Source organism: Xanthobacter sp. 126 (assembly GCF_000526175.1).
In the GTDB taxonomy this organism is placed as follows: Bacteria; Pseudomonadota; Alphaproteobacteria; order Rhizobiales; family Xanthobacteraceae; genus Xanthobacter; species Xanthobacter aminoxidans.
Map to the genome: position 1 here is coordinate 4,542,951 of NZ_JAFO01000001.1, position 17,681 is coordinate 4,560,631.

Genomic DNA, 17,681 nt, shown 5'->3' on the forward strand with positions numbered 1-17,681 from the left:
GCGTCCGGGAGGCCATCTCCATGGCCCCGCCCCCTCCCCTGCCCACGCACCTCGCCCCCGCACCGGGGCGAGGCCGGCTGCAGCTGAAAGACCTCTCCATCGCCTATGGCGAGGGCGCGGCGCGGCGGACGGTGGTGGAGCGCTTCGACCTCGATGTGGAGCCGGGCGAATTCGTCTGCGTGCTCGGTCCGTCCGGCTGCGGCAAGTCGACGGTACTCAATGCGGTGGCGGGCTTCGTGCCCGCCGTGCGTGGGCTGCTGGAGGTGGACGGGGAGACCATCCGCGGCCCCGGCGCAGACCGGGGCATGGTGTTCCAGCAGGCGACTTTGTTCCCCTGGAAGAGCGTGCTGGACAATGTGGCCTTCGGCCCGCTCATGTCCACCGGGAGCACCTCGACGGCCGAGCAGACGGCGCGGACCTTCCTGTCCCTCGTGGGCCTTGCCGCGTTCGAGAAGCACTATCCGTCCGAGCTGTCGGGCGGCATGCAGCAGCGGGTGGGCATCGCGCGGGCGCTCGCCAACTACCCGCGCGTGCTGCTCATGGACGAGCCGTTCGGTGCGCTGGATGCCCAGACGCGGGCGATGATGCAGGAAGCGCTCCTGAACATCTGGGCGGAGTTCCGCACCACGGTGTTGTTCATCACCCACGACATCGAAGAGGCCATTTTCCTCGGCGACCGCGTGGTGGTGATGAGCGCCAATCCCGGTCGCATCGTCGCCGACATCCGCGTGGACATTCCGCGCCCGCGCACGCCGGAAGTGCAGTTCTCGGAGGCGTTCCTCGCCATCAAGCGGGAATGCTTCGCCCATATCCGGTCGGAAACGCTGAAGGCCTTCGCCCACCAGCAGAACGGCGCCGCGCCGGTGGGGTGATCCCTCGGCGCGGGAGGGGCAGGGTTACACCTGCCGCTGGAACTGCCGGGCGAGCCCCGAAACGACACCATCCTGCCCGGCGAGCCCGATGAAGCTGAGCGATGAGGGCAGGCCTGCGCGTGCCGGAGCGCCCGGCGCCGCGATGGCGCACAGGTCCATGGGCCCGACGAAATAAGTGTAGGTGCCCATCACCCCATTGCGCACCATCGGGTCGGCCAGCATCTCGTCGATGGTGTAGATGGTCGGCACCGTTGGCACCACGAAGGCGGCAAAATCGGCGAGCGCGATTTCGGCCGCGTGCTTAAGCTCGCGCATCCGGTACAGCGTCTCGAACGCCTGCTTGGCGGAATAGCCGCGCCCCGGCTCGATGGCGGCGAGCGCGGCCGGGTGAATGGCGTCGCGGTGGGTGGTGATGATCTCCTCGTACTCGACGAGGCGCTCGGCCACCAGCGCGGACTGGAACACCAGCCGCCCTGCCTCCTCGAACGGCGCGAAATCGATCTCCTCCAGCGTGAAGCCGAGCCCACGCAGGCGGTCGAGATTGGCGGCGAAGGCAGCCTCCGCATCAGCATCGCCGAAGAAGCGCATCTGGTCCCGGCGCGGGATGGCGAGGCGCGCGGACGACGCCGGCATCGGCGCGGTTCCGATGGCGTCCGCATCGCGGCGGCTCCAGGGATCGAGCGGGTCATAGCCGGCGATCAGGCCGAGAATCTCGCTCGCGTCGTCCACATTGGTCGCGAAGATGGGGATGCAATCGAGCAGGCGGCTGTTGTAGACGGCACCGCGCGTGCTCACGAGCCCGAGGGATGGCCTCAGCCCCACGATGCCATTGCAGGCTGCCGGAACACGTCCCGACCCGCCCGTGTCGCTCCCCAGCGAGAAGGAGACGATGCCGGCCGCCACGGCCACGCCGGAGCCGGAGCTGGACCCGCCGGGGATGAAGGCGGGGTCGAGCGCGTTGCGACACAGGGGCTCGGGGCTGCGCGTGCCGTTCAGGCCCGTCGCAAACTGGTCCAGGGTGTTCTTGCCGATCAGCACGGCCCCGGCCGCCTCCAGACGGGTGATGGCCAGCGCGCTTTCCTGCGGCGCCATGGAGACCACGGGGCAGTTGAGCGTCGTCGCCATCCCCGCCACATGCAGATTGTCCTTCACCGAGAAGGTGAGGCCGAGCAGCGGGAGCGCCTCGCCGGCCCGCGCGCGGGCGGCGGCGGCAGCGGCCTTCCGCTCCACCTCTGCACGAGGGACCAGAGCGGTGAAGATGCCATCTCCTGCCGCCGCCTGGGCGCGATCCGCCGCATCAAGCGCCAGCGCCACCGGATCGGCGCCGTCGGCGAGAGCGGCACGGGCGGTTGCGAAGCCGCTTCGCGGAGAGCGGACCGTTGGGGCAACCTTGTCAAGCATCGTGGGTCCCTTCGAAGGCCTTCTGGCTCTGCTGTCGGATGAGGTCGAGACACTCCCGGCGAAGCGCCTGGAAGCGGGCACCCAGCGTGGTCTCAATGGCGCGCGGCCGCGGCAGGTCCACGGCGAGGTCGCGGACGATGCGCCCCGGCCCCGCCGACATGACAAGCACGCGGTCCGCCAGCAGCACGGCTTCATCGATATCGTGCGTGACGAAGAGGATCGTGGTGTCCAGCTGCGCCCACAGCCTGAGCAGGCCCTCCTGCATCACCGTGCGGGTCTGGGCATCCAGCGCGCCGAACGGCTCGTCCATCAACAGGATGTTCGGCCGGTTGGCGAGCGCGCGGGCGATGGCGACGCGCTGCTGCATGCCGCCCGAGAGGGTGTGCGGAAGGGCCTTGGCGGACCGCGAAAGACCGACCATCTCGATCAGTTCGTCGGCGATGGCCCCGGCGTCGGCGCGTGATTTGCCGGCCATGCGCGGGCCATGCGCCACGTTCGCCCGCACCGATTTCCAGGGGAACAGCCGGGGCTGCTGGAACACGACGCCGCGATCCGGTCCCGGTCCCGTGACGACCTTCGTGCCCACCACCACCTCGCCCTCATAGGGCGTCTCGAAGCCGGCGACGGCATTGAGGAGGGTGGACTTTCCGCAGCCGGACGGCCCCAGCAAGCAGATGAACTCGCCCCGGCGCACCTGAAAGGACACCCGGTCGACGGCGGGCACGAGTTCGCCGCCGTCCCGCTCGAACGCGATGGTGACATCGCGCACGTCGATTTCCACCTCGCCGGCCTCCCTCACCGGGACAGGCACGGGCTTGCGGATCATGGAAATGATGCTCATCGCCACCACACCAGGCGCTGCGCCAGCATCGCGAAGCAGCGATCGGCGATGAAGGAGATCAGGCCCAGCGCCGCGAGGCCGGCGAAGACGAGGCCCGTCTGCATGTTCTGCTGGGCCAGCTGGATACGATAGAAGATGCCGGCGAACGCGCCCGCCAGCTCCGCCGCCACCAGCGTGTAGAAGGAAATGCCCACCGCCGTGCGCAAGCCCACGACGATGAACGGCAGCGCGCTCAGCAACACCACCTCGCCCACGAGCCGGCGGCGTGGCGTGCCCAGCATCTGGGCGGCGCGCACCAGTCCCTGATCCACCTTCTGGACGCCGAGATGGGTGGACAGCCAGACGGTGAAGAACACACCCCAGACGATCAGGAAGACCTTCCCGCCCTCCGACAGCCCGAACCACAGGATGACGATGGAGACGAAGGCGATGGGAGGGATGGGCCGCAGCACCTGGAACAGTGGGCCGAGCAGTCCGGAGAAGAAGGCGGAGCGACCGGTGAGCAGGCCGCATCCCACGCCGACGACGGACCCGACGAGATAGCCGGTGGCCACACGCTTCAGGCTCGCCACCGCGTCCTCGACGAACAGGCCGCTCGTGACCCATTCCATCGCCGCGCGTGCAACTTCGGTTGGCGCGGGAAAGAGGATGGGATTGACGATCCTCGCCTGCGCGATCAGTTGCCAGACCATCAGAAAAAGCGGGATGGAGACGAGCCCCACCGCCATGTTGATCCGCTGGCTCAGCCGGGCATTGCGCCGCCGTTTCGCCCCCGCGGCGGGGAGCGCGCCACCCCCGCGTGGGGAGAGCGCCGCGGAGGTGGAGATATCAGCCATGACGCCGGCGCTTCAGTTGAGCTTGTAGGTGATGCGGGCGGCATCCAGCTTGCGCAGGGGCTCGGGAAAGAGAACCACTGCGAAGTCCGGCACGCCAGTTACGCCGGGCGGGTGGTTCTTCGTATCGAGACGCCACTGGGCATGGGCCTTGAGGGCATCGATCTGCTTCGCCCCGATGCCGACCTGATAGACATAGTCGGTCCAGATCGGCTTCAGATCCTCCGGCTTCATGCCCACGGCCTTTGAGACGACCTCGATCGCCTCTTCGGGATGCGCCTTCACCCACGCTTCGGCGGCGATGAGCGCGGCGAGGAATTTGGAGACGATCTGCGGATTGGCCTTCAGGTAATCCTGCATCACCACGATGTTGAAGGTCTCGGAATAGACGCCCTTGGTGTCGAGCAGCGCGACATCATCGCCGAGCGCCTTCCGGCCGTTGGCGATGTGCGGCTCCCAGGTGTCGTAGGCGTCGATGCTTCCGGCCGCCAGGGCGGGCAGCATCTCCTGGGGCTTCAGATTGACCAGCGTGACGTCCTTGCTGGTGAGGCCCGCCTTCTTCAGCAGCTCGGTTGTGTAGACCTCGCTGCCAGTCCCGGCGGTGTAGGCGATCTTCTTGCCCTTGAGATCGGCGAACGACTTGATGGCCGCCTTCTTCGCCGTCAGCGTCTTGATGTCCGAATATTCCATGCCCGCCACGAAGGCGATGGGTTGGCCGGCCATGGCGGCCGCCGTGACCGGCGCTTCTGCCGTGGTGGCAATGTCGGCGCCGCCCCCGATCACCGTGTCGAGGGCCTGCTTGCCACTGGTGAAGTTGCTTACCGAGACATTGAGGCCTTCCTTCTCGAACAGGCCCTGCGCCTTGGCGACGATGGTCAGCGCCGAGATGGGGGCGAGGTTCTGTGCGAGGCGCGCCTTCACAAGCTCTGCCGCTCCTGCGCTCGACACGGGCCCCAGGAGAATTGCAGCGGCGATGATGCTGCAGAACTTGAAATGCTGCATGGCCCGGTCTCTTTGCTGCTGTGCACGAATGACCCCATCGAGCGCGTCCTGGCCGCGCTTTAGAAGCAATTAATTGCTGACTGCAGAGGCCTTGGGGGGTCCTAGAGGGCAAGAGCCGTCGCCTTGGACGGCGCCATGGTGGACGAGCTGGCGCGGACGTCCATGGCCAGCTGATCGAGCCCGTCGCTGCCGCGACCCACGCCGCTCCATTTTTCCGGCGACGTACCGAGCGGAGAAAGATCATGCCGATGCCGGTGGATGCCGTCCGGCAGAAGGCGGAAAAGTCGCCTGCGTGAGTAGAGGTGGGCACTCCTTTGCACGCCAGCGCGAGGGAGTGCCACTAACGCCATTGCCCGCCGAGAATGGCCGTGAGCTCCTGTCCGGCGGCCACGAGCACGGGGGACATGATGGCGATCTGAGAGGGGGTGAAGCGGGTGCGCGGGCCGGAGATCGTCAGCGCGCCCGCAAGAGCGATGCCGCCGGAAAAGACCGGCACCGAGATGGCCGCGGTTTCCGTGTCACGTTCCCCCTGAGACACCAAGGGCAGCTTCGCGAGCAGCGCCCGCCGCTCCGCCACGTCCCGGGTGCGCGAGAAGGCCGTCAGCACGTGCCCGGCGGCGCCCTTGTCGAGGGCAAGCACGTCGCCCTCGCGGATATGGTCGCGGATGGGCTGATTGGAATCTTCCCGGAACAGGCAGACCCGCACCGGCCCGTCGCGATGGAAGAACGAGGCGCTCTCCCCGGTCTCCCGCACCAGCTCGCGCAGGATGGGGCGGACGTGCCGGTCGAGCCTGAAACTGCGCTGGTAGAGGCTGCCAAGCCGCATCACCTCGAAGCCAAGCGCATAGGTCTTGTCCGGCATCCGCACCAGGCATCCGGCGCGCTCCAGCGAGACGGCAAGGCGCAGGAGGGTGCTCTTGTAGAAACCTGTCCGCTCGGAAAGTTCGTGCAGGCTGAGCGCCGTGTCGCCATCCCGGAACGCCCCGAGGATGCGGAAGGCGCGGTCCACCGCCTCCACCCCGCCCGCGGACTTCGCGTGCTTCTCCACGTCTGAAGACATCCCGCCCCCGTTCACGCCGACGCACGCCTCCGCGGCGGTTGACACGCCTGATCCGTGGCGATAGTTCTATCAGAAAGAAACTAGTTCTGTCTAGCAGAATTTTTGGGAGGCGAGAGTGGAGCGCTACCAGCTCTTTATCGACGGCACGTGGTGCGATCCGGCATCGGGCGCGTGGTTTGAGACCAGCGAGCCCTTCTCGGGAGAGGCTTGGGCGCTGATCCCCCGCGGCACAGCCGCCGACGCCGACCGCGCCATCGAGGCCGCCCACCGCGCCTTCCTCTCGCCGGAATGGTCCTCGCTCACCGCCACCCAGCGCGGCGCGTTGCTGCGCAAGCTCGCCGGCCTGATCGAGGACAATGTGGACCTGCTCGGCAGGGTCGAGCAGCGCGACAACGGCAAGCTGATGGCCGAGGTGTCCGGTCAGGTGCGCAACGTGGCGCAGTGGTTCCACTATTATGCGGGGCTCGCCGACAAGGTCGGCGGCGACGTGGTTCCGATCAACAAGGCGGACGTCTTCAACTATACGAAGCTCGAGCCATTGGGCGTGGTGGTGGCCATCACCCCATGGAACTCGCCCCTCGCGCTCACGACCTGGAAGATGGCACCCGCGCTGGCGGCCGGAAACACCATCGTCATCAAGCCCTCGGAATACACCTCCGCCTCGCTGCTGGAGCTGGCGAAGCTGGCTGAGCAGGCGGGCTTTCCGAAGGGCGTCGTGAACGTGGTGACAGGCTTCGGCCCCGAAGTGGGAGAGCCTCTGGTCCGCCACCCGCTCACCGCCAAGGTCGCCTTCACCGGCGGCGATATCGGCGGGCAGAAGGTGAACGAGGCGGCCGCCCCCGGCCTCAAGAAGGTGACGCTCGAACTCGGCGGCAAGTCCCCCAACATCGTGTTCGATGATGCCGACCTGGAGCAGGCGGTGAAGGGCGCGGTGGCCGGCGTGTTCGGGGCCTCAGGCCAGACCTGCATGGCAGGCTCCCGCCTGCTGCTGCAGGAGAGCATCCACGACGCTTTCCTCGCCCGCCTGATCGAGGTGGTGAAGGACGCGAAGATCGGCGATCCCGCGCTCATGGAGACGCAGGTCGGCCCCATCGCCACCCGCGCCCAGTTCGAGAAGATCCTGCGCATGATCGAGATGGGCAAGGAGGACGGCGCCACCCTCGCGCTCGGCGGCCATGCCCTGTCCGGCCCGGGCTACGGCCAGGGGCAGTTCGTAGTGCCCACCATCTTCACCGGCGTGCGCAACGACATGCGCATCGCCCAGCAGGAGGTCTTCGGGCCCGTGGTGTGCGTGCTGAAGTTCAAGGACGAGGACGAGGCGCTGGCCATCGCCAATGACGTGCCCTTCGGCCTCGCCGCCGGCGTGTGGACGAAGGACCTGCACCGGGCCCTGTGGTGCGTCGACCGCCTGAAGGCAGGCACGGTCTGGGTGAACAACTATCGCTCCACCAGCTTCGCCACCCCCTTCGGCGGCTACAAGCGCTCCGGCCTCGGCCGCGAGGGCGGCGTGGAGGCGATCAAGGAATATCTGCAGACCAAGAGCGTGTGGATCACCACCAAGCCCAACCGCTCCAATCCCTTCATCCTGGGCTGAGGGCGCGCCGTGGCCCCCTCTTCCGATCCCGGCCAGTGGTGGCGCACCGCCATCATCGACATCGCGCCCGGCGCCATCCGCGTGCGTGGCTATGCCATTGAGGACCTCATCGGCGCCATCTCTTTTCCGCAGATGATATGGCTGATGCTGCGCGGCGACCTGCCGAGCGCCGATCAAGCGGCGCTGCTCGGCGCGGTGCTGGTGGCGGCGGTGGACCATGGCCCGCAGGCGCCCTCCATCGCCATCGCCCGCATGGCCATGACCTGCGGCGTCGGGGTGAACAACGCCATGGCATCGGCCGTGAACGCGCTCGGCGATATCCATGGCGGCGCCGGCCAGCAATGCATGGAGCTGTATGCCGCCGTCGATGGCCGGGCCGGACACGGCATCACCCTCGATGCCGCCGCCGGTGCCGAGATCGGTACCCGCCTGTTGCGGCGCGAGCATGTGCCGGGCTTCGGCCACCGCTTCCATCCGGTGGACCCGCGGGCGGGGCGGCTGCTCGCGCTGGTGGACGACGCGGTGGCGCGGGGCGCTGTCACGGGCCGTTTTGCCGCCATCGGCCGCGCGGTGGAGGATGCGCTCGCGACGGCCAAGGGCAAGCGCCTGCCCATGAATATCGACGGTGCCACCGCCGTCGTGCTGTCCGAGCTCGGCTTCGCGCCGGAGGAGGGCCGCGGCCTGTTCATCCTCTCCCGCTCGGTGGGCATCCTCGCCCACGCCATGGAGCAGAAGGCGCAGGGCGGCCGCATCAAGGGGCCGATGCCGCCTGCGGTGCCCTACGCCTACGACGGCGCGGGGCCGCGTGCCCTCCCCCGCACGACCACCAAGGCGGGAGGGACCACGCCATGATCCGTGAGAAGCACCTGCCCCTCGCCGGCATTCGCGTGCTCGACTTCGGGCATACGGTCATGGGCCCGTCCTGCGCCATGATCCTCGCCGATCTCGGCGCAGACGTGCTGAAGATCGAGCCGGCTCCGGGCGGAGACCCCACCCGCCAGCTCCAGGGCTTCGGCATGGGTTATTTCGGTTATTTCAATCGCAACAAGCGCTCGCTGGCGGTGGACCTGAAAAGCAATGCGGGCCGCGAGATCGCCCGCCGCCTGATCAAGGGCGCCGACGTGCTGGTGGAGAACTTCGCCCCCGGCACCATGGGTCGCCTCGGCCTCGATGCGGAGGCCGCCACCGCCCTCAACCCCCGGCTCGTCTATGCCAGCCTGAAGGGGTTCCTGGATGGCCCCTATGCCCATCGCCTCGCCCTCGACGAAGTGGTGCAGATGATGTCCGGCCTCGCCTACATGACCGGGCCGAGCGGCCGGCCTCTGCGTGCCGGAACATCGGTGGTGGACATTGCGGGCGGCATGTTCGCCGTCATCGCCATCCTCGCCGCGTTGCGCGAGCGGGAGGCCACCGGTGAGGGGCAGGTGGTGGAGGCCGCGCTGTTCGAGACCACCGTATTCCTCATGGGGCAGCACCTCGCCTATGCGGCGCAGACCAATGAGCCCATCCCGCCCATGCCCGAGCGCGTCTCGGCATGGGCTGTCTATGAGCCATTTGCTCTCAAGGATGGGCGGCAGATGTTCGTCGGCATCACCACCGACGGGCACTGGCAGCGCTTCTGCGCGCTGGTCGGCTGGCAGGACATGCTCGCCGACGCCAGCCTCGCCACCAATAACGGTCGTGTCGCTGCGCGCGGACGCATCCTGCCGTGCTTCGCCTGCCTGTTCGGCTCGCTGACGCAGGACGAGGCCGTGGCGCTCTGCGAGAAGGCCCGCATTCCCTTCGCGCCCATCGCCCGGCCGGAGGACCTGTTCCACGATCCGCACCTCGCCGCCACCGGCGGCCTGATGCCGACGCGCCTGCCCAACGGCGTGGAAACGAGCCTGCCACGCCTGCCCATTCACATGGGCGAGGCGGACCTCTCGCTGCGCAGCGACCCGCCGGAGGTGGGAGCCGACACGGCCGATGTCCTCGAAGCCCTCGGCTATGCGCCTGACGCCATCGCGGCACTGGCGCAGGAAGGCGTGGTGGCCATGGGCACCGCCGCGTCCCGCTGAAGCCGAACAAAGACAATCAAACTCCGGGAGGAGACCATGCCAGTGACAGCAAAAGGCCCGGACCTGCTCGTGGTGGGCTGCGGCATCGCCGGGCTCAGCGCGGCCGTATCCGCCCTCGAAGGTGGGCTTTCGGTGACGCTGCTCGAGCGTGCGCCGGAAGAGGAATTCGGCGGCAACACGCGCTGGACCGAAGCCTATATGCGCATGAAGAACGACAGCGAGATCTCCGACGATTTCGAGGAGCATTTCGCCGCCAATGCCGGCCCCAATCTCGATCCCAACGTCCTGACCGAAGTGGCGCGCCCCTATGCGGACTGGCCGGCGGTGGTGAAGGCCCATCCCTTCCCTGACCCCGAGGTCATCTCCACCTTCGCCGCCGAGGTCCCGCCAACCATCGCCTGGCTGAAGGGCTTCGGCCTGAAGTTCGGCCCCCAGCCCATCTATCTCCTCACCCAGAACACCACACGCATCGCCGCGCAGGGCGGCGGCCTCGCGCTGATCGAGCGGCTGATGGCCGAGGCGAAGCGCCTCGGCGCCGAGGTGCGCTTCCGCACCACCGCCACCGCTTTGCTGCGCGATGCGGACGGGCGCATGGCGGGCGTCGCCGTCACCGGTCCGGATGGGCGGCGGGAGGAGATCCGCGCGGGTGCCACCGTGTTCGCTTCGGGCGGCTTCCAGGGCAATCCGGAGATGATGACCCGCTATATCGGCCAGAAGGCGGCCAACATCCGCCCCGTGGCCCGCGGCGGCTACTACAATCGCGGCGAGGGCATCCGCATGATGCTGGAGGCGGGCGCGGCCCCCGCCGGGGAGTTCGGCTCCTACCACGCCGAGCCGGTGGATCCCCGCTCGCTCCAGGCCGAGGCGGTGGTGTTCATCTATCCCTACGGCGTGCTGGTGAATCGCGACGGACGGCGCTTCCTCGACGAGGCCCCCGGCACGGTGGATGCCCACTACGACAATATCGGCCGGGCTATCGCCGACCAGCCCGGCGGCATCTCCTGGGTCATCTTCGACGCCAAGGTGGAGGACATCCCGCGCTGGCGCACCTCCATCCGCTCGGATGTTCCGGCGGTGGAGGCGCCCACGCTGGAAGCGCTGGTGGAAAAGCTGGCGCTGCCGGCCGAGACCCTCGCCACCCTCGCCGCCTTCAACGCCGCCTGTCCCGACGAGAGCGGCGACTTCACGCCCTTCGCCATCGACCACCGCGCGACCACGGGCCTTGAGCCCCGCAAGTCGCACTGGTGCCGGCGGATCGAGACGGCGCCATTCCGCGCCTATCCGATCATCTCGACAGCCTGCTTCACCTTCGGCGGGGTGAAGGTGAACGCCTCGGCCCAGGTATTGGATGGCGACGGCAAGGTCATCCCCGGCCTCTACGCCGCAGGCGAGACGGTAGGCCTCTATCACCAGGTTTATACGGGCTCGACCTCCGTGCTGCGCGGCGCCGTGTTCGGCCGCCTCGCCGGCCTCGACGCCGTAGCCCGCCTTGCGCCGCGCCTGAAGACGGCGCTCTGAACCAGATAAAAGAGGGAGGACAACAATGAAAAAGACGATGCTGGCGGCCGCATGCGCGGTGGCCATCGCCCTGCCGCTCGCCGGCGCCCAGGCCCAGTCCCAGTCCCAGTCCCAGTCCTATTCGGACGGGGTGGTGAAGATCGGCATCCTGACGGACCTGTCCGGCCAGCTGTCCGACTCCACCGGTGCCGGCTCCATCCTTGCGGCGGAAATGGCGGTGGCGGACTTCGGCCCCATCGAGGGCACGAAGGTGGAGATCATCTCCGCCGACCACCAGAACAAGGCCGACATCGGCGCCGCGACCGCGCGCAAATGGTACGAGGTGGATGGCGTCGACGCCATCATGGACGTGCCCAATTCCGCCGTGGCGCTGGCCGTGCAGCAGATCACGCGGGAGAAGGACCGCATCGCCATCTTCTCTTCGCCGGCCTCCTCGGACCTCACCGGCAAGGCCTGCTCGCCGAACGGCATCCACTGGACCTATGACACCTACGCCCTCGCCCATGTGACCGGAGATGCGGTGGTGGCCTCGGGGCTGAAGAACTGGTTCTTCCTGACCTCCGACTATGCCTTCGGCCATGCGCTGGAGCGTGACACCGGCGCGGTGGTGCAGACGGCGGGCGGCAAAGTCTACGGTTCGGTGCGCATGCCGGCCAATGCGCCGGACTTCTCATCCTTCCTGTTGCAGGCCCAAAGCTCCAAGGCCGAGGTCGTCGCCCTCGCCACGGCCGGCCTCGATACGCAGAACGCCATCAAGCAGGCCGCGGAGTTCGGCCTTGCGGAATCGGGCAAGACCATTGCCGCCCTGCTCCTCGCCGATACGGAGGTGCACGCCCTCGGCCTTAAAGCCACGCAGGGCATCCGCCTCACCGCCCCCTTCTACTGGGACATGAATGACGGCACCCGCGCCTTCGCCAAGCGCTTCTACGAGAAGCGCAAGGCCATGCCCACCTTCTACCAGGCTGGGGTTTACGGCGCCGTGACGCACTATCTGAAGGCCGTGAAGGCGGCGAAGACGGATGCGGCCGGCCCGGTGATGGCGAAGATGAAGGACACGCCCATCAACGATTTCATGACGAAGGACGGCAAGGTGCGCGAGGATGGCCGCGTCATCCGCGACATGTACCTCTTCCAGGTGAAGACTCCGGCGGAGTCCAAGGCGCCGTGGGACTATTACAACCTCGCCGCCACCGTGCCGGGAGACCAGGCCTTCCGCCCCCTCGCCGAAAGCGAATGTCCGCTGGTGAAGAAGATGTAGGGCGCTGGCCCTAAGGGTTACCGGCCCCCGTTCCGCTCTTGCCCGTTCCGGGCGTTTGGAGTTGCACCCCGTCAATCCGGCGGGGTGCCAGGAAGTGCAAAACCAATTGTCGATCTTGGCAACCGGCACGCCTCAGGACTTCCGACGTCGTTCTTCGTCCAAAACAGACGGCATCGCCAGGAGCGGTCATTAGGGCTTCGCCGCGGAAGCGGTCATTGCGTCCCCAAGCAGCCCCGGCATCTGGCATGTCCCGTACCCCCATCCGCTGCGCGGATCGCGGGCTCCGCTGTTCCGGCAGTACTGCTTCTGGCAGGAAACACCAGTCGCCGGCGAGGCCCGGCGCTGGAATTGGAGCCTCTGGCGAACCCTTGGTACCTGCACATCGACAGTTCTCTTGCCCGCAGCCTGGGCTTTCGCGCCAGTGTTCGGACCGTTCATCAGGCGCCGCAAGAGGGTCCGATGTAACATAAACTACTGAAAATACTTTTATAATTTTTTGATGAGAATTGCACAAAGACCCACAGCGAACTCAGCTGTCATTCGGATGTGAAAATTAGGCAACGTCTGGCCGCCCGATCAGACCTCCCCTACCGCAATGACACTTTCAGCAGCCGCCAGAACGACTTCTTCTCCTGCCAGAGAGGTCGAGCAAGGCCCTCTCGTGCCTCAGCCGGAAGAGGCACGGCGCGCTGCGGCGCCTGCGCTCTCAGGCCCCTATCGCAGGATCTTGCGGATTTCCCCCTGCACGCGAACCAGCGCTGGAAGATAGCGGGCCGACAGCGTTTCCACGTCCCCCGCGAGGGCGGGCAGGCCGAGGTTGAGCGCCGCCACGGCGACGCCTCGCGCATTGAGAAGGGGCACCGCGATGGAGCACAGGCCGAGTTCCACCTCCTGGTCGATCACCGCATATCCCCGCTCCCGCGCGCCCTTCACTTGCACCATCACCGCCTCGGGATCGGTCAGCGTCAGCGGCGTGCGGACCGCGAGCGGACGCAGGCGCAGGAGACGCAGGGCTTCAGCTTCCGGCAAGGCGGCGAGCAGCACGCGGCCCATGGAGGTGCAATAGGCCGGCAGCCGCGAGCCGGGCATGAGGGCGATGGACATCAGCTTGCGCTGCGCCGCGCGCGCCACATAGACGATCTCATCCTCATCGAGGACGGAAACGGATGAACTCTCCCCCAGTTCCTCGGACAGCCGGTCGAGCCAGGGCTGCACCATCTGCGGCAGCGGCATTGCCGCGAGGCACGCCGTGCCGAGCCTGAGCACGCGGGGCGTCAGGGTGAAGAACTTGCCGTCGTAATCCGCATAACCGAGATGAGCGAGGGTGAGCAGGCAGCGCCGCGCCGTCGCCCGGTCGAGGCCGCTCGCCGCCGACACCTCGGCGATGGACTGGCGCGGGCGCTCGGCGGTGAAGGTCTCGATCACCGAAAGCCCCTTGGCGAGGCCGCCCATGGTGTCGCGCTGAGAAATACCGGTCACCGGCCACCCTTCCATTTGTGCGATATGTCAACAAATCTCTTATATCGCACAAACCGGATTGAAGTCGAGGCCAACGTTTTTTATTCGTCGGGTATCGAAAGGGGCGCCGCCCCAGGCGCAACAGGGATGTCCATGGACAAGACGATCGCCACACCCGCGGAGGCGGTGGCCGACATCGGCGACAACGCCACGGTGATGATCGGAGGCTTCGGCGGCTCCGGCGCGCCCATCGAGCTGATCCACGCCCTCATCGACCGCTTCGTGAAGACCGGCTCGCCGCGCAACCTCACGGTGGTCAACAACAATGCCGGCAACGGCCATGTGGGCCTTGCCGCCATGATCGAGGTGGGCATGGTGGGCAAGCTCATCTGCTCCTTCCCCCGCTCGGCGGACCCGCGTGTCTTCACCCAGAAGTACCTCGCCGGGGAGATCGCGCTGGAGCTGGTGCCGCAGGGCACGCTCGCCGAACGCATCCGCGCGGGCGGCGCCGGCATCCCGGCCTTCTACACGCCCACCTCCTACGGCACCGAGTTGGCGAACGGAAAGCCGACCGCCGAGTTCGACGGCCGCCCCTATGTGCAGGAGCGCTGGCTGAAGGCCGATTTCGCGCTGGTGAAGGCGCATCTCGGCGATCGCCTCGGCAACCTCACCTACAACAAGGCGGCCCGTAATTTCGGCCCGCTCATGTGCTCGGCCGCGCGGCACGCCATCGTGCAGGTGTCGCAGCTGGTGCCGCCCGGCACCATCGACCCGGAACACGTCGTCACCCCCGGCATCTTCGTCTCGCGCGTGGTCGAAGTGACCAACCCCGCCCAGGAAGAGCTGCTGAACCGCGCCGGAGCAACCTATCCATGACCGCCAGCGACGATACCAAGCTCTCCAACGCCCAGATCGCCTGGCGCGCGGCGCAGGACATCGCCGACGGTGCCTATGTGAACCTCGGCATCGGTTTTCCCGAGATGGTCGCGCGCTATCAGCCGGCCGGCCGGGAAGTGATCTACCATACCGAGAACGGCATCCTCGACTTCGGCCAGGAGCCGCCCGCGGGCGAGGAAGACTGGGACCTCATCAATGCCGGCAAGAAGGCGGTGACGCTGAAGCCCGGCTCGGCCTTCTTCCACCATGCGGACAGCTTCGCCATGGTGCGCGGCGGCCATCTCGACGTGGCCATCCTCGGCGCCTACCAGGTGGCGCAGAACGGCGATCTCGCCAACTGGAGCGTCGGCGCCAAGGGCGTTCCGGCGGTGGGCGGAGCCATGGACCTCGTGCATGGCGCCAAGCGCGTCGCGGTCATCACCGAGCACGTCACCAAGTCCGGCGAGCCGAAGCTGCTGGACCGCTGCACCCTGCCCCTCACCGGCGTCGGCTGCGTCACGCGGGTCTATACCAGCCTCGCCGTGGTGGACATCGAGGGCGGCCGCTTCGTGCTGCGCGAGAAGCTGCCCACCATCACGCTTGAAAAGCTCCAGTCCCTCACCGGGGCCGAGCTGGTCATCGCCGGCCCCGTGGCCGATCTCGTTGTCCCCGAGCTGTAGGAGCACGCAATGAAGGACGTCTTCATCTGCGATTATGTCCGCACGCCCATCGGCCGCTTCGGCGGCGCGCTCGCCTCGGTGCGGGCGGACGATCTCGGCGCGGTGCCGCTCAAGGCGCTCATGGCGCGCAATCCCGGCGTGGACTTCGCCGCCGTGGACGATGTGATCTTCGGCTGCGCCAATCAGGCGGGCGAGGACAATCGCAACGTCGCGCGCATGTCGCTGCTACTCGCCGGGCTGCCGGTCGGCGTGCCCGGCACCACCATGAACCGGCTGTGCGGCTCCGGCATGGATGCGGTCATCACCGCCGCCCGCGCCATCAAGGCGGGCGAGGCCTCGCTGATGATCGCCGGCGGCGTGGAATCCATGTCCCGCGCCCCGTTCGTCATGCCCAAGGCGGATACCGCCTTCTCCCGCCATGCCGAGATCCACGACACCACCATCGGCTGGCGCTTCGTGAACCCGCTGATGAAGGCGCAGTACGGCGTCGATTCCATGCCGGAGACGGGCGAGAACGTGGCCGAGGATTTCGCCATCAACCGCGCCGATCAGGACGCTTTCGCCTTGCGCTCGCAGGCCAAGGCTGCCGCCGCGCAGGCGAACGGGCGGCTGGCGCGGGAGATCGTTCCGGTGGCCATCCCCCAGCGCAAGGGCGACCCCATCCTCGTGGAGCGGGACGAGCATCCGCGCGCCACCACCATCGAGGCGCTGGCCAAGCTCTCCACCCCATTCCGCAAGGGCGGCACGGTGACGGCCGGCAACGCCTCGGGCGTCAATGACGGTGCCGCCGCGCTGATCCTCGCCGACGCGGAAACCGCGGCGAAGTATGGCCTCACCCCCATCGCCCGCGTGCTGGGCGGGGCTGCGGCCGGTGTGCCGCCGCGCATCATGGGCATCGGCCCGGCGCCGGCCTCCAGGAAGCTGATGGCGCGCCTCGGCCTCACCCCGGCCGATTTCGACGTGATCGAGCTGAACGAGGCCTTCGCCTCCCAGGGCCTCGCCACCCTGCGCGACCTCGGCATCGCCGACGACGACGCGCGGGTGAACCCCAATGGCGGCGCCATCGCGCTCGGCCATCCGCTGGGCATGTCCGGCGCCCGCATCACCGGCACGGCGGCCATCGAACTCTCGCTGACCGGCGGCAAGCGCTCGCTTAGCACCATGTGCATCGGCGTCGGCCAGGGCATCGCGGTGGCGCTGGAGCGGGTGTAATCGCCCCTTCCGGCAGGCAACAAAAAAGCAGCGGCGAGGGGCCATGCCCCTCGCCGCTGCCGTTTCAGAGGCAGGTCAGCTTCAGGTCAGCGCAGGCGCTCGGTCCAGGCGGCAAGCGCGGTCAGCAGCTGGCGGATGAAGTCCGCCGTCGCCTCGTCCGTCAGGGCGCCTGAGGCGTCGAACTTGGTCTGGGCGGCGCCGATCATCACTTCCGGCTTGTTCAGCGGGAAGGCGTTGAGGAACACCAGCATCTGCCGCAGCTGATACTGCGCCCGCGCCGTGCCGAGCACGCCCATGCTGGCGCCCATGATGGCCACGGGCTTGTTGTCGAACGGCTGGCTCGGCGGGCGCGAGGCCCAGTCGATGGCGTTCTTCAGCACGCCGGGGATGGAGTAATTGTACTCCGGCGTCACGAACAGGATGGCGTCCGCTGCCGTCAGCTGGGCACGGAAGCGCTCCACCTCCGGCGGATAGCCGGCGAGGCGCACATCGTCATTGTAGTGCGGCAGATCGCCGATCTCGGCCGCCTCGATGGTCATGCCTTCGGGCGCGAGGTCCATGGCCGCCTTGAGGGCCATCGTGTTGTAGGAGCCCTTGCGCAGGCTGCCGGAAATTCCCACAACCCGGATCGGGCGGGCATCGCTGGACATGTGTCGTCTCCTTGAAATGAGATTGGGCGCTCAACCCTGGCGACGCAGGAAGCCGGTGATGGTCACGCGCTCCCAGATGTCCGCCTTCTTGAAGGGATCGGCCGCGTTGAACGCCTCGACGGCGGCGCGGTCCGGCGCCTCGATGAGGAACAGGCTGCCGATCATCGTGGTTCCGTCATCCGCCACCAGCGGGCCGGACATGACGATCTCAACCCCGAGCGCGGAGGTGTCGGACAGGAAGGCCTTGTGCGCCTCGTAATGGGCGAGGCGGGTGTCGAGCGCGCCGGGGCGATCGACACCGTGGATGGCGAACAGCATGAGAGAGGCTCCTTCACGATCGGGGCGGCACGCGGCCTCAAAGCCGGTGTC

17 protein-coding genes are annotated in these 17,681 nt (G+C 67.8%); 9 read left to right on the forward strand and 8 right to left on the reverse strand.

The window, feature by feature from the left end; genetic code table 11:
* Positions 1 to 20: 20 nt before the first annotated feature.
* Positions 21 to 872 carry an ABC transporter ATP-binding protein gene (locus tag XAN126_RS0121510; protein WP_197024079.1) on the forward strand — a complete coding sequence of 284 codons (852 nt, stop codon included), beginning with the start codon at positions 21 to 23 and terminating at the stop codon, positions 870 to 872.
* 24 nt (positions 873 to 896) lie between these two features.
* Here the strand turns inward: XAN126_RS0121510 and XAN126_RS0121515 are convergent, their stop codons facing one another.
* The 5 genes from XAN126_RS0121515 to XAN126_RS0121540 form a co-directional block, all read right to left on the reverse strand.
* Complete coding sequence (locus tag XAN126_RS0121515) at positions 897 to 2,273, reverse strand: amidase family protein (RefSeq protein ID WP_024280623.1); 1,377 nt, start codon at positions 2,271 to 2,273, stop codon at positions 897 to 899.
* A complete protein-coding gene (locus XAN126_RS0121520; RefSeq protein ID WP_081762864.1) occupies positions 2,266 to 3,114 on the reverse strand; it encodes an ABC transporter ATP-binding protein in 849 nt (282 codons plus the stop codon). The genes XAN126_RS0121515 and XAN126_RS0121520 overlap by 8 nt, the downstream gene beginning before the upstream one ends.
* Positions 3,111 to 3,950 (reverse strand): ABC transporter permease, encoded by an 840-nt coding sequence (locus tag XAN126_RS0121525; protein ID WP_024280625.1) that lies wholly within the window; start codon positions 3,948 to 3,950, stop codon positions 3,111 to 3,113. The genes XAN126_RS0121520 and XAN126_RS0121525 overlap by 4 nt, the downstream gene beginning before the upstream one ends.
* A 12-nt stretch (positions 3,951 to 3,962) precedes the next feature.
* Positions 3,963 to 4,949, reverse strand: a complete 987-nt coding sequence (locus tag XAN126_RS0121530; protein ID WP_024280626.1) for an NrtA/SsuA/CpmA family ABC transporter substrate-binding protein — start codon at positions 4,947 to 4,949, stop codon at positions 3,963 to 3,965.
* Between the two features lie 340 nt (positions 4,950 to 5,289).
* On the reverse strand, positions 5,290 to 6,009 hold the full coding sequence (locus XAN126_RS0121540; protein ID WP_024280627.1) for an IclR family transcriptional regulator: 720 nt from the start codon (positions 6,007 to 6,009) through the stop codon (positions 5,290 to 5,292).
* 115 nt (positions 6,010 to 6,124) lie between these two features.
* Here XAN126_RS0121540 and XAN126_RS0121545 point away from each other — a divergent pair, with 115 nt between their 5' ends.
* Genes XAN126_RS0121545 through XAN126_RS0121565 form a run of 5 tightly spaced genes read left to right on the forward strand, consistent with a single transcriptional unit; the run spans position 6,125 to position 12,436 of the window.
* Positions 6,125 to 7,603: an aldehyde dehydrogenase gene (locus tag XAN126_RS0121545; protein WP_024280628.1), complete on the forward strand. Its 1,479-nt coding sequence runs from the start codon at positions 6,125 to 6,127 to the stop codon at positions 7,601 to 7,603.
* Between the two features lie 9 nt (positions 7,604 to 7,612).
* On the forward strand, positions 7,613 to 8,455 hold the full coding sequence (locus XAN126_RS0121550; RefSeq protein WP_024280629.1) for a citryl-CoA lyase: 843 nt from the start codon (positions 7,613 to 7,615) through the stop codon (positions 8,453 to 8,455).
* Entirely contained in the window at positions 8,452 to 9,660 is a 1,209-nt protein-coding gene (locus XAN126_RS0121555; protein ID WP_024280630.1) for a CoA transferase, read from the forward strand. Before XAN126_RS0121550 ends, XAN126_RS0121555 begins: the two co-directional genes overlap by 4 nt.
* 36 nt (positions 9,661 to 9,696) lie before the next feature.
* Positions 9,697 to 11,178 carry an FAD-dependent oxidoreductase gene (locus XAN126_RS0121560; protein ID WP_024280631.1) on the forward strand — a complete coding sequence of 494 codons (1,482 nt, stop codon included), beginning with the start codon at positions 9,697 to 9,699 and terminating at the stop codon, positions 11,176 to 11,178.
* Positions 11,179 to 11,203: 25 nt separating this feature from the next.
* The gene (locus XAN126_RS0121565) at positions 11,204 to 12,436 is read left to right on the forward strand and encodes an ABC transporter substrate-binding protein (protein WP_024280632.1); all 1,233 of its coding nucleotides are present in this window, start codon (positions 11,204 to 11,206) and stop codon (positions 12,434 to 12,436) included.
* 714 nt (positions 12,437 to 13,150) lie between these two features.
* Here XAN126_RS0121565 and XAN126_RS0121570 read toward each other — a convergent pair.
* Positions 13,151 to 13,930: an IclR family transcriptional regulator C-terminal domain-containing protein gene (locus XAN126_RS0121570; protein ID WP_029877558.1), complete on the reverse strand. Its 780-nt coding sequence runs from the start codon at positions 13,928 to 13,930 to the stop codon at positions 13,151 to 13,153.
* Positions 13,931 to 14,047: 117 nt separating this feature from the next.
* On the opposite strand from XAN126_RS0121570, the gene XAN126_RS0121575 reads away from it, so the two are divergent.
* From XAN126_RS0121575 to pcaF, 3 genes are read left to right on the forward strand one after another with little or no spacing between them, the layout of a single operon-like run.
* A complete protein-coding gene (locus XAN126_RS0121575) occupies positions 14,048 to 14,770 on the forward strand; it encodes a 3-oxoacid CoA-transferase subunit A (RefSeq protein ID WP_024280634.1) in 723 nt (240 codons plus the stop codon).
* Positions 14,767 to 15,450: a 3-oxoacid CoA-transferase subunit B gene (locus XAN126_RS0121580; protein ID WP_024280635.1), complete on the forward strand. Its 684-nt coding sequence runs from the start codon at positions 14,767 to 14,769 to the stop codon at positions 15,448 to 15,450. Before XAN126_RS0121575 ends, XAN126_RS0121580 begins: the two co-directional genes overlap by 4 nt.
* A 9-nt stretch (positions 15,451 to 15,459) precedes the next feature.
* Positions 15,460 to 16,662: a 3-oxoadipyl-CoA thiolase gene (pcaF, locus tag XAN126_RS0121585; RefSeq protein WP_024280636.1), complete on the forward strand. Its 1,203-nt coding sequence runs from the start codon at positions 15,460 to 15,462 to the stop codon at positions 16,660 to 16,662.
* Positions 16,663 to 16,748: 86 nt separating this feature from the next.
* On the opposite strand, the gene XAN126_RS0121590 is transcribed toward pcaF, so the two are convergent.
* A complete protein-coding gene (locus XAN126_RS0121590; RefSeq protein WP_024280637.1) occupies positions 16,749 to 17,312 on the reverse strand; it encodes an NADPH-dependent FMN reductase in 564 nt (187 codons plus the stop codon).
* 30 nt (positions 17,313 to 17,342) lie between these two features.
* A complete protein-coding gene (locus XAN126_RS0121595; protein WP_024280638.1) occupies positions 17,343 to 17,630 on the reverse strand; it encodes a YciI family protein in 288 nt (95 codons plus the stop codon).
* Positions 17,631 to 17,681: the final 51 nt, after the last annotated feature.

Excerpts from the sequence above, each read along its gene's own strand:
- XAN126_RS0121525 (WP_024280625.1), bottom strand. The coding sequence starts at position 3,950 with ATGGCTGATATCTCCACCTCCGCGGCGCTCTCCCCACGCGGGGGTGGC.
- XAN126_RS0121590 (WP_024280637.1), bottom strand. The coding sequence starts at position 17,312 with ATGTCCAGCGATGCCCGCCCGATCCGGGTTGTGGGAATTTCCGGCAGC.
- XAN126_RS0121575 (WP_024280634.1), top strand. The coding sequence starts at position 14,048 with ATGGACAAGACGATCGCCACACCCGCGGAGGCGGTGGCCGACATCGGC.
- XAN126_RS0121565 (WP_024280632.1), top strand. The coding sequence starts at position 11,204 with ATGAAAAAGACGATGCTGGCGGCCGCATGCGCGGTGGCCATCGCCCTG.
- XAN126_RS0121520 (WP_081762864.1), bottom strand. The coding sequence starts at position 3,114 with ATGAGCATCATTTCCATGATCCGCAAGCCCGTGCCTGTCCCGGTGAGG.
- XAN126_RS0121570 (WP_029877558.1), bottom strand. The coding sequence starts at position 13,930 with ATGGAAGGGTGGCCGGTGACCGGTATTTCTCAGCGCGACACCATGGGC.
- XAN126_RS0121515 (WP_024280623.1), bottom strand. The coding sequence starts at position 2,273 with ATGCTTGACAAGGTTGCCCCAACGGTCCGCTCTCCGCGAAGCGGCTTC.
- XAN126_RS0121555 (WP_024280630.1), top strand. The coding sequence starts at position 8,452 with ATGATCCGTGAGAAGCACCTGCCCCTCGCCGGCATTCGCGTGCTCGAC.
- XAN126_RS0121510 (WP_197024079.1), top strand. The coding sequence starts at position 21 with ATGGCCCCGCCCCCTCCCCTGCCCACGCACCTCGCCCCCGCACCGGGG.
- pcaF (WP_024280636.1), top strand. The coding sequence starts at position 15,460 with ATGAAGGACGTCTTCATCTGCGATTATGTCCGCACGCCCATCGGCCGC.
- XAN126_RS0121595 (WP_024280638.1), bottom strand. The coding sequence starts at position 17,630 with ATGCTGTTCGCCATCCACGGTGTCGATCGCCCCGGCGCGCTCGACACC.
- XAN126_RS0121540 (WP_024280627.1), bottom strand. The coding sequence starts at position 6,009 with ATGTCTTCAGACGTGGAGAAGCACGCGAAGTCCGCGGGCGGGGTGGAG.
- XAN126_RS0121560 (WP_024280631.1), top strand. The coding sequence starts at position 9,697 with ATGCCAGTGACAGCAAAAGGCCCGGACCTGCTCGTGGTGGGCTGCGGC.
- XAN126_RS0121580 (WP_024280635.1), top strand. The coding sequence starts at position 14,767 with ATGACCGCCAGCGACGATACCAAGCTCTCCAACGCCCAGATCGCCTGG.
- XAN126_RS0121530 (WP_024280626.1), bottom strand. The coding sequence starts at position 4,949 with ATGCAGCATTTCAAGTTCTGCAGCATCATCGCCGCTGCAATTCTCCTG.